This window comes from Streptomyces sp. NPDC127084 (assembly GCF_042724175.1).
Taxonomy (GTDB): Bacteria; Actinomycetota; Actinomycetes; order Streptomycetales; family Streptomycetaceae; genus Streptomyces.
Map to the genome: position 1 here is coordinate 10,272 of NZ_JBHXFA010000133.1, position 9,901 is coordinate 20,172.

Genomic DNA, 9,901 nt, shown 5'->3' on the forward strand with positions numbered 1-9,901 from the left:
GCCCCGCCCGCCCGCCCCCCGACGGGGGGGGGGCCCCGGGCCGGCGCCCCCCGGCGCCCGGGCCCGGCGGGCGGCGCCGCCGCGGGTCCCCCCCCGGCCCCCCCCGGGGACGTGACGCCCTTCGCGGGCGGCGTCGTCTCCGAGCTGGGCCCCTTCGCCGGCGGGGTGGCCGGGTCGGTCGCACCGCTGGTCGGGACCCTCGCCGACCAGGTCAAGCCGGTCGCCCACGGCGTCGGCGGCTCGACCGGCTCTTTCGCGGGCGGGGTGGCCGGTGAGTCGCGGCCGTTCGCCCAGGACCTGACCGGCACGGTCGCCGCCACGCCGGTGGCGTCCCACGCGGTTTTCGGTGCCCAGGACGCAGCCACCGCGATTACCCCGAGTTACGCCGACGGTGCCACCCAGCATGTAGCCCGGCACGCCACCGAGCGCGTGATCCACGGCAGCTGAGTCAGCCCCGCTGGCCCGGGTAGGCGGGCGATCGGCGGTTCCCCGCCCCGCCCCGTGTCGCGGTCGCACGGGCGGCCTCCATTGGGGTGGGGGCCGCCCGCTCCGTACGCGGTCTGTGACCGGTATCACCGCCGCTCTGTGATCTGCGATTTAGGGACCCAAGGCCCACGGGGATACTCTGCGAGACGGACATGCCGCGTGCCCGGCCACCGTGTACGCCTCCCTAGTGACAGCGCAGTCACGTTGCCCTTCGCGGCACGCCCACGCAGACAACGAACCGCGAATCACAACTGCGACGATTAGAAGCAAAGGGACGGACGCGCGTGGACCTGTTCGAGTACCAGGCGAGGGACCTCTTCGCCAAGCACGGTGTACCGGTGCTGGCCGGTGAAGTCATCGACACGCCTGAGGCGGCGCGCGAGGCGACCGAGCGACTGGGCGGCCGTTCGGTCGTCAAGGCCCAGGTGAAGGTGGGCGGCCGTGGCAAGGCCGGTGGCGTCAAGCTGGCCGGCACGCCGGACGAGGCCGTTGCCCGCGCCACGGACATCCTCGGTATGGACATCAAGGGCCACACGGTCCACAAGGTGATGATCGCCGAGACGGCTCCCGAGATCGCCGACGAGTACTACGTCTCGTACCTCCTCGACCGCACCAACCGCACCTTCCTGGCCATGGCCTCGGTCGCGGGTGGCATGGACATCGAGGAGGTCGCGGCGACGACCCCCGAGAAGCTCGCCAAGATCCCGGTCGACGCCAACGACGGCGTGGACCAGGCAAAGGCCCGCGAGATCGTCGAGGCCGCGAAGTTCCCGGCCGAGGTGGCCGAGCAGGTCGCCGAGATCCTCGTGACCCTGTGGAAGACCTTCGTCGCGGAGGACGCCCTCCTCGTCGAGGTGAACCCGCTGGCCAAGGTCGCCGACGGCCGCGTCATCGCCCTCGACGGCAAGGTGTCCCTGGACGCCAACGCCGAGTTCCGCCACGCCGAGCACGCCGAGCTCGAGGACAAGGCCGCGGCCAACCCGCTCGAGGCCGCCGCCAAGGCCAAGGGCCTCAACTACGTCAAGCTCGACGGCGAGGTCGGCATCATCGGCAACGGCGCGGGTCTGGTCATGTCGACCCTCGACGTCGTCGCTTACGCCGGTGAGAACCACAGCGGCGTCAAGCCCGCCAACTTCCTCGACATCGGTGGCGGCGCCTCCGCCGAGGTCATGGCCAACGGCCTGGAGATCATCCTCGGCGACCCGGACGTCAAGTCCGTCTTCGTCAACGTCTTCGGCGGCATCACCGCCTGTGACGCGGTCGCCAACGGCATTGTGCAGGCCCTGGAGCTCCTTGAGTCCAAGGGCGAGGCCGTGACGAAGCCGCTGGTCGTGCGGCTCGACGGCAACAACGCGGAGCTGGGTCGTCAGATCCTGGACGACCGCAACCACCCGCTCGTGCAGCGTGTGGACACCATGGACGGCGCGGCTGACAAGGCCGCCGAGCTGGCTGCTGCCAAGTAACAAGGGACGAGGTCACAGACTCACCATGGCTATCTTCCTCACCAAGGAATCCAAGGTCATCGTCCAGGGCATGACCGGCTCCGAGGGCCAGAAGCACACCAAGCGCATGCTGGCTTCCGGCACCAACATCGTCGGTGGCGTGAACCCGCGCAAGGCGGGCACCACGGTCGACTTCGACGGCACCGAGGTCCCTGTCTTCGGCTCCGTCGCCGAGGCCATCGAGAAGACCGGCGCCGACGTGACGGTCATCTTCGTCCCGGAGAAGTTCACCAAGGACGCGGTCATCGAGGCGATCGACGCCGAGATCGGCCTCGCGGTCGTCATCACCGAGGGCGTCGCCGTCCACGACACCGCCCAGTTCTGGGCGTACGCGGGCGCCAAGGGCAACAAGACCCGGATCATCGGCCCGAACTGCCCGGGTCTGATCACCCCCGGTCAGTCGAACGCCGGCATCATCCCGGCCGACATCACCAAGCCCGGCCGCATCGGTCTCGTGTCCAAGTCCGGCACGCTGACCTACCAGATGATGTACGAGCTGCGTGACATCGGCTTCAGCTCCTGCGTCGGCATCGGTGGTGACCCGATCATCGGCACCACCCACATCGACGCCCTGGCGGCTTTCGAGGCCGACCCCGACACCGACCTGATCGTGATGATCGGCGAGATCGGCGGCGACGCCGAGGAGCGTGCCGCCGACTTCATCAAGGCGAACGTCACCAAGCCGGTCGTGGGCTACGTCGCGGGCTTCACCGCCCCCGAGGGCAAGACCATGGGCCACGCGGGCGCCATCGTCTCCGGCTCCTCCGGCACCGCCCAGGCGAAGAAGGAGGCCCTGGAGGCCGCCGGCGTGAAGGTCGGCAAGACGCCGACCGAGACGGCCAAGCTGGCTCGCGAGATCCTCGCGGGCTGAGCTTCCTCCGACTGAGGCAGCCGGCAGGCCCAAGCGGCCCAAAGCAGGCAAGGGGTCCGCGCTCCGGGAGACCGGGGGCGGGCCCCTTGCCGCGTTTTCGCGCGTTCCCCGCGTGCCGCGTTTTCGCCGCGCACCCCGTGTGCGCCCGGTCTCCCGTACGTTCGGCGTCCCGGTCTTCCTCGCGTTCGCGCGCCCGCGGCCCTGCCTCGTCCCGCATCGAGGTCGGTCAATCGGTAAGGGGGACGAGTCCTCCCGGTCCGTTCAGCGGGTGGTCCCGGAGCTGCTGACGCGCTTCGACGCGGTCAGGAGTCTCGGCCATCGGCCCTGGGTTCGACGGCACCCCGCCGACCGAGCGACCGGGGCTTCGCGGGGCCTCGTAGATCTCCCTGCTCAAGATCATTGTCAGCAGTGATGCCCCGAGTATGGCGGCGGCGAGCCCGTACGAGGCGCGGGTCCAGAACCGCGTGCGCTTCTCGCTGCACGCCCGCACCTCAGTCGCGGGTGCGAGCTCGGGGGCTGGTAGTGCCGCGGCGAGGCCGGCCAGCGCCTCGTGCAGCGCGTCCGGCTCTCGCAGCTCGGGAACACGCTCAGCGATGGCCGCGCGCGCGTTCAGCAGCCGGGTCGCGGCAGCCGGGGTGCTCGCCTCCGTCTCCGCCGCGGTCTCGGGCAGGTCGAGCCCGAGCCCGTCGTACAGCAGCAGGGCGCGGCGGTACGAGGGCGGCAGCGCGAGCAGTGCCGCCCGGAGCGCCGAGGTGGTCGATCGACCGGGCCGGTCGGGGCGGTCGGGTTCTGTGCGGTGGCCGCGGCGCAGCCGGTGCCAGGGGGACATCGCGTACTCGTAGGCCACCGCTCGCAGCCAGCCCGGGGGGTCGGGGTCGACGGCCACCTCGGGCCAGCGCTGCCATGCACGGTGGAAGGCGTTCTCGACCGCCTCCAGGGAGAACTCCCGGTTGCCGGTGAGCAGATAGGTCTGGCGCACCAGACAGGAGACCGTGCGCCTATAGAGCAGGTCGAACGCTTGCTCGGCGGTCTTGGGGGCGGGTTCTCCCACGGGGTGCGGCGAGGGGTGGAGCAACTCGGCGGCGAGCTGGGCAAGGTGCGGGTGGAGGCGGTCCTCCTGCGCCTGGGTGCTCGCCACGGCTATGGACTCGGCCTCGGGGGCGGCCTTGGGGCCGGTCGCGGGTTCAGCTGCCGGTTCGTGGTCACGCGCGGGCTTCCCGCAATCCTCGCCACTCGCTGCCGCTGGAGGCTCCACGTCGGCCTTCGGCAGCTCCAGGGTGTCCTCGGGGCCGCCGTCCCGCCCCCGGGTGGCCTCCGCCCAGCGGGCTTCCCGCTCCGCCTGGGCGTCGGCCGCCTCCTTCGCCGTCAGCTCCGCCTGATACGACGCCAGCAGTTTCGCGTACGCCTCGCGCTTGCGTCCGCGCGGGCTCGTCCGGCCGGTCTCCCAGGAGCGGACCGTTGCCCGGGTGACCCCGACGGCCTGTGCGACCTGCTCCTCACTGAAGGCCTTGGACTCGCGCAGCCTGCGGCGCTCCTTGGGAGACGGCAGATCGCCTGCGCGCTTGGTGTGCGCGGTCTTGGGACTCTTGGCGGCTTCAGCCTTCTCGGCGTTCTTGTCGGCGGAGTCCGGTGTGCTTCGCCTCATGGAGGCTCCATGCGGTCGGGTGACGGTGCCGTTACGAACAGTACATAAAAGTATCTTCTGCGACACCACGGCCATTTGCCTGTTACCCGGATACATCGGGCCATCTTGGCAGCATGGCCGGGTGACCCAGATGACTGACCACAGCCCCGTACAAGCGGTGGCCGTACAGGGTGCCCGGCCGCCCGCCGTCCTGTTCACGGCGGCCGTGCTACGGGGTGCGGTGGCGGCCGGGCTCGGCTTCGGCGCGCTGGCGGTGCCGGTGACCCTGATGTGGATCAGCTCGCCGTATCCGGACAGCGGCCCGCGCGGCGCGCTGCACGTGGCCGCCGGGTTGTGGCTGCTGGCGCACGGCACGGAACTCGTCCGCGTGGACACCCTCTCGGGCGCCCCCGCGCCCGTCGGGGTGGTGCCGCTGCTGCTGGTGGCGCTGCCCGTATGGGCGGCGCACCGCGCGGTACGCGACACGCTCGAATCGGGGGCCGGTGCCCGGGGCGCCGCGGGGCTGGTGCTGTCCGGCGTGACGAGCGGCTATCTGGTGATCGCCATGGCTGTGGCGATGTACTCCACTGGTGGCGCCCTCGCCGCCGAACCGCTCAGCGCGGCGCTGCACCTGCCCGCCGTGACCACCCTGTCAGCGGTCGCGGGCGCCTGGACGGCCTGCGGGCGCCCGCTCGGGCCGCTGCCCGCATGGGTGCCTGAGGTCCTGTGTACCCCCCGCGCACGCATCCGGTGCGTTGTCGCGCTGCGCGCGGCGGGTGCGGCGACCGCGACCCTGGCGGCTGGCGGAGCCTTGCTGCTCGGAGCGTCCCTGGTGTGGAACTGGCAAGCCGCGGGGGAGTCGCTCGTATGGCTCGCCGCGGACTGGCCGGGGCGGATCGCGGTCGTGGTGCTGGCCGTGACCCTCGTGCCGAACGCGGCGGTGTGGGGCGCCGCATTCGCTCTCGGACCCGGCTTCGCGCTCGGCACGGACGCCGCCGCGGGGCCGCTCGCCGTCGCGGGAGACGCCAGACCGCTCCGCTTCCCGCTGCTCGCGGCGGTACCACCGCACGGCCTGGAGGCGCCGCTGATGTGGGCGTGTGCCGCCGTCCCGGTGGCGGCGGGCGGTGTCATCGGCTGGTGTACGAGCCGTGCGGCGCACGCCGCGTGCACGGTGGGCGGCGACGGTGACAACCATGGCGAGGCCGACGACCACGGTGACGGCGACAGACACGGCGAGGCCGACGACCACGGTGACGCTGACAACCCCGGTGACGGTCGGGAGGGCTCCGGGGGCCGCCGTGAGACGGCCCGTATCGCCCTGCTCGCCGCCGCACTGTGCGCGGTGCTCATGGCGCTGCTGGCGGCTTGGGCGGGCGGTCCGCTGGGGACGGGGAGGCTGGCCGTCTTCGGCCCGGCCTGGTGGCTCACGGGTGCGGCGGCGTTCGTCTGGACGGCGGCTGTCGGCATCCCGGTAGCGGTCGGTGCGCACACCTGGCGTATGCGTCGCGAGTCCCGCCGCGGCAGGCCGGCGGCTTCGCGTGAGGTCCGCTGGGCGGCTGCGAAGCGGGCACGGGCGGCGCTGGGGCTCGCGGGCCTGGTACGCCTGGCACGCCTGGTGCGCGGCGCGGTGGGCGGGAACGGCCGGGTAGGCCCGGTCGCCGATGCCGCGCCCGAGACGGAGGCTGGGGCCGGCGCCGAACCAGGAGCGCCTGAGCAGGACGATTCCGTATCCGAATCCGTCGGCAAGGACGACGGAGGGACAGGAGTCGACGCGGATACGGGGACGGATACGGCTGCGCCGAAGTCCGGCGGACCCGGCGGAGAGGGGGACGTGACCGTGGGGGCGGATACGTGCCCGGCTCCGGACCAGAGCGGCGCGCCGGGCCCTGAGGCAGATCCCGGGGCCCAGCGCGACCTGCCCTGACTACTCCTGGACGCCGATCACCTTGCGCAGTGGATCGGGCAGCAGTTCGTTGCACGCGAGCTGGCCCGACTTGGTGAGGGCGTCGTCCCGGCAGGTGTAGAAGTCGCTGTAGACGAGCTGCATCGTGAAGGTCGTCGCCACCATCAGGAGCGCGACCACCGCCATCACCATGCCGCCGACCGCGGCCGTGACCTGGGGCCGGCCCCCGCCCGTCTGAGTCCCCGTACCCGGTCCGGCTGCCGCCCCCGAACCACCCGCCATGCCCGCCGCACTCGCTGCGGAGGCATCTCGGCGCGACTTGGCGCGCAGTGAGCTGCCGCCCCAGTACAGCGCGAGCGCGCCGAGCAGCAGGGCGATCTCCGAGAGGTCGAAGAGGACGAAGAAGAAGGCCCACATGCCCGCCAGCAGCGCGTAACGGGCCCGTCGCTGCGCCGGATCCGTCGGGTCCCAGCGCATACCGGTACCGGGGCCGCCGCTCTCTGGCCCGCCCTGCCCGCCGGGTCTGCCGCCGAAGCCACCACCCGAAGAGCGCCCCGGCTGACGGCTGCTCCACTGGCCCCAGCCTGACGCCGAACCCCGGCCGCCTTGACGGCCCTCGCCCGTACCCTCGCCATTGCCGCCGCGACCGCTCTGGCCCTCGCCGGTCCCGCTTCCGTCGTCCCCGGCGCCCCGCCGCGGCTCCCACGGCCGGTCGGGGGAGCCCTCGGGGGGCGGTGCGAAGGGGTTGCTGTCGTCTCGGGACCCCTCCGTCGGTTCCGTGGACTGGCGATCACGCAGCAGCGTGGACCCCAGCGTCAGGGAGCTCCGCTCGCGTGCGAGCGGAGAGCGGAGAGCCATATGGCGGCTTCGGTCCGGCGTGGACGGCATGTGACGAGTGTCTTCCCCTCTGGCTACTGCTGAGTACCGCTGGGTACCCGCTGTGCACGGGCACTTCCGTGCGCGGAAGTGCCCTGCCCCAGACGCTACCTCCCGGTCGCGCCCCCGTCCCGTGGGGGCCGCTTGGTGTGCCGGTATCGTTGCTGACGGTCGACGGCTTCGTAGAGTTCCCCGTATCACCGGACTCGTTTTGTTCGTATGACCACACAAACGCCTTCCCGCCTGTTGTACCGCAACGCGAAAAGAGTCCCCGTGGCCGCCGCCCGCCTCGTCGTCCTGGTCTCCGGATCCGGCACCAACCTCCAGGCGCTGCTCGACGCCATCCACGCCTATCCCGGGGGCCCCGGAGGCTTCGGCGCCGAGATCGTCGCGGTCGGCGCCGACCGCGACGGGATCGCCGGTCTCGAACGTGCCGAGCGCGCCGGGCTCCCCACCTTCGTATGCAGGGTCAAGGACCACGCGAGCCGCGAGGAGTGGGACCGCGCGCTGGCCGAGGCGACCGCCGCGTACGAGCCGGACCTCGTGGTGTCCGCGGGCTTTATGAAGATCGTCGGCAAGGACTTCCTCGCCCGTTTCGGCGGCCGGTTCGTGAATACCCACCCGGCCCTGCTCCCCAGCTTTCCCGGGGCCCACGGCGTCCGCGACGCGCTCGCGTACGGCGTCAAGGTCACCGGATGCACCGTCCACTTCGTCGACGACGGCGTCGACACCGGTCCGATCATCGCGCAGGGCGTGGTGCACGTACGGGACGAGGACGATGAAGCCGCTCTGCATGAGCGCATCAAGGAAGTCGAGCGTCAGCTGCTCGTCGATGTCGTGGGGCGTCTGGCCCGCAACGGCTACCGCATTGAGGGACGAAAGGTGTTTATCCCGTGACCGCCGAAACCATGAAGCGGCCCATCCGTCGCGCGCTGGTCAGCGTCTACGACAAGTCCGGTCTTGAGGAGCTCGCACGCGGGCTGCATGAGGCCGGGGTGGAGCTGGTCTCCACGGGCTCGACCGCGGGCCGCATCGCCGCTGCCGGTGTCCCGGTCACCAAGGTGGAGGAGCTCACGGGATTCCCCGAGTGCCTCGACGGCCGGGTCAAGACACTGCACCCGCGGGTGCATGCCGGGATCCTCGCCGATCTGCGCCTTGACGCGCACCGTGAGCAGCTCGCGGAGCTGGGCGTCGAGCCGTTCGACCTCGTCGTGGTGAACCTCTACCCCTTCCGCGAGACCGTGGCCTCCGGCGCGAGCCCCGACGAGTGCGTGGAGCAGATCGACATCGGCGGCCCCTCGATGGTCCGCGCCGCCGCCAAGAACCACCCGTCCGTGGCGGTCGTCACCAGCCCCGCGCGCTACGCCGACGTCCTCACCGCCGTCGCCGCGGGCGGCTTCGACCTGACCGCCCGCAAGCGCCTCGCCGCCGAGGCGTTCCAGCACACGGCCGCGTACGACGTCGCCGTGGCGTCCTGGTTCGCGTCCTCGTACGCCCCGGCCGACGACAGTGGCTTCCCCGACTTCATCGGCGCCACCTACCAGCGCTCCAACGTGCTGCGCTACGGCGAGAACCCGCACCAGGACGCGGCGCTGTACGTCACCGAGGCGGGCGGCGGGCTCGCACAGGCCGAGCAGTTGCACGGCAAGGAGATGTCGTTCAACAACTACACGGACACGGAGGCCGCGCGGCGCGCCGCGTACGACCACACCGAGCCTTGTGTGGCCATCATCAAGCACGCCAACCCGTGCGGTATCGCGATCGGCGCCGATGTCGCCGAAGCGCACCGCAAGGCGCACGCCTGCGACCCGCTCTCGGCGTTCGGCGGGGTGATCGCCGTCAACCGCCCGGTGTCCGCGGCGATGGCCGAGCAGGTCGCCGAGATCTTCACCGAGGTCATCGTGGCTCCCGGCTACGAGGACGGTGCCGTCGAGGTACTCGCCCGCAAGAAGAACATCCGCGTGCTCCGCTGCCCCGACGCCCCCGCGGCACCGGTCGAGGTCAAGCCGGTCGACGGCGGCGCCCTGCTCCAGGTCACCGACCGGCTCCAGGCGGACGGTGACGACCCGGCGAACTGGACGCTTGCCACAGGTGACGCGCTGGACGCCGCGGAACTCGCCGAACTGGCCTTCGCCTGGCGCGCCTGCCGCGCCGTGAAGTCCAACGCGATCCTGCTCGCCAAGGACGGCGCGTCGGTGGGCGTGGGCATGGGCCAGGTCAACCGCGTCGACTCCGCGAAGCTGGCGGTGGAGCGGGCGGGTGAGGAGCGCGCGACCGGTTCCTACGCCGCGTCGGACGCGTTCTTCCCCTTCCCGGACGGGCTGGAGATCCTGACCGAGGCGGGGGTCAAGGCCGTGGTGCAGCCGGGTGGTTCGGTGCGTGACGAGCAGGTCGTCGAGGCCGCGAAGAAGGCCGGCGTGACGATGTACTTCACGGGGACGCGCCACTTCTTCCACTGACGCGTCGGCCCTGGCCGCGCCACGGCCACCGGTCATGGGCCCGTTGCCCGGCGGCGGACCCATGACGCGGGCACATGACAACACGGTCCGGGGGGGGGCCCGCCACCGGCGCCCCCCGCGCCGCGCGAACGCACGCCCGCCCGCCCCCCCCCCCCCCCCCCCCCAGAAGAACTCTAACTC

The 9,901-nt window shown here is 72.0% G+C and carries 8 protein-coding genes; 6 read left to right on the top strand and 2 right to left on the bottom strand.

What is annotated here, in order from left to right:
* The first annotated feature begins 111 nt into the window (after positions 1–111).
* From ACFWI9_RS26000 to sucD, 3 genes are all read left to right on the top strand, one after another.
* Positions 112–447 carry a hypothetical protein gene (locus ACFWI9_RS26000; RefSeq protein WP_387165461.1) on the top strand — a complete coding sequence of 112 codons (336 nt, stop codon included), beginning with the start codon at positions 112–114 and terminating at the stop codon, positions 445–447.
* Between the two features lie 323 nt (positions 448–770).
* Positions 771–1,949 carry an ADP-forming succinate--CoA ligase subunit beta gene (gene sucC, locus ACFWI9_RS26005; RefSeq protein WP_387165462.1) on the top strand — a complete coding sequence of 393 codons (1,179 nt, stop codon included), beginning with the start codon at positions 771–773 and terminating at the stop codon, positions 1,947–1,949.
* Positions 1,950–1,974: 25 nt separating this feature from the next.
* Positions 1,975–2,859, top strand: coding sequence for a succinate--CoA ligase subunit alpha (gene sucD / locus ACFWI9_RS26010; RefSeq protein ID WP_387165463.1), 885 nt, complete (start codon positions 1,975–1,977; stop codon positions 2,857–2,859).
* Between the two features lie 226 nt (positions 2,860–3,085).
* On the opposite strand, the gene ACFWI9_RS26015 is transcribed toward sucD, so the two are convergent.
* Complete coding sequence (locus ACFWI9_RS26015) at positions 3,086–4,504, bottom strand: sigma factor-like helix-turn-helix DNA-binding protein (RefSeq protein ID WP_387165464.1); 1,419 nt, start codon at positions 4,502–4,504, stop codon at positions 3,086–3,088.
* 130 nt (positions 4,505–4,634) lie between these two features.
* On the opposite strand from ACFWI9_RS26015, the gene ACFWI9_RS26020 reads away from it, so the two are divergent.
* Complete coding sequence (locus ACFWI9_RS26020; RefSeq protein ID WP_387165467.1) at positions 4,635–6,407, top strand: DUF6350 family protein; 1,773 nt, start codon at positions 4,635–4,637, stop codon at positions 6,405–6,407.
* Here ACFWI9_RS26020 and ACFWI9_RS26025 read toward each other — a convergent pair whose 3' ends face one another.
* Entirely contained in the window at positions 6,408–7,274 is an 867-nt protein-coding gene (locus ACFWI9_RS26025) for a hypothetical protein (protein WP_387165465.1), read from the bottom strand.
* 207 nt (positions 7,275–7,481) lie between these two features.
* Here ACFWI9_RS26025 and purN point away from each other — a divergent pair, with 207 nt between their 5' ends.
* Together purN and purH are read left to right on the top strand one after the other, a co-directional pair.
* Complete coding sequence (purN, locus tag ACFWI9_RS26030) at positions 7,482–8,159, top strand: phosphoribosylglycinamide formyltransferase (protein ID WP_387165466.1); 678 nt, start codon at positions 7,482–7,484, stop codon at positions 8,157–8,159.
* An 11-nt stretch (positions 8,160–8,170) separates the two neighbouring features.
* On the top strand, positions 8,171–9,721 hold the full coding sequence (gene purH, locus ACFWI9_RS26035) for a bifunctional phosphoribosylaminoimidazolecarboxamide formyltransferase/IMP cyclohydrolase (protein ID WP_387165468.1): 1,551 nt from the start codon (positions 8,171–8,173) through the stop codon (positions 9,719–9,721).
* Positions 9,722–9,901 lie beyond the last annotated feature (180 nt).

Bases quoted from the DNA above. Each gene is read 5' to 3' on its own strand.
- ACFWI9_RS26020 (WP_387165467.1), top strand. From the start codon at position 4,635: ATGACTGACCACAGCCCCGTACAAGCGGTGGCCGTACAGGGTGCCCGG.
- ACFWI9_RS26025 (WP_387165465.1), bottom strand. From the start codon at position 7,274: ATGCCGTCCACGCCGGACCGAAGCCGCCATATGGCTCTCCGCTCTCCG.
- purN (WP_387165466.1), top strand. From the start codon at position 7,482: ATGACCACACAAACGCCTTCCCGCCTGTTGTACCGCAACGCGAAAAGA.
- purH (WP_387165468.1), top strand. From the start codon at position 8,171: ATGAAGCGGCCCATCCGTCGCGCGCTGGTCAGCGTCTACGACAAGTCC.
- ACFWI9_RS26015 (WP_387165464.1), bottom strand. From the start codon at position 4,504: ATGAGGCGAAGCACACCGGACTCCGCCGACAAGAACGCCGAGAAGGCT.
- sucD (WP_387165463.1), top strand. From the start codon at position 1,975: ATGGCTATCTTCCTCACCAAGGAATCCAAGGTCATCGTCCAGGGCATG.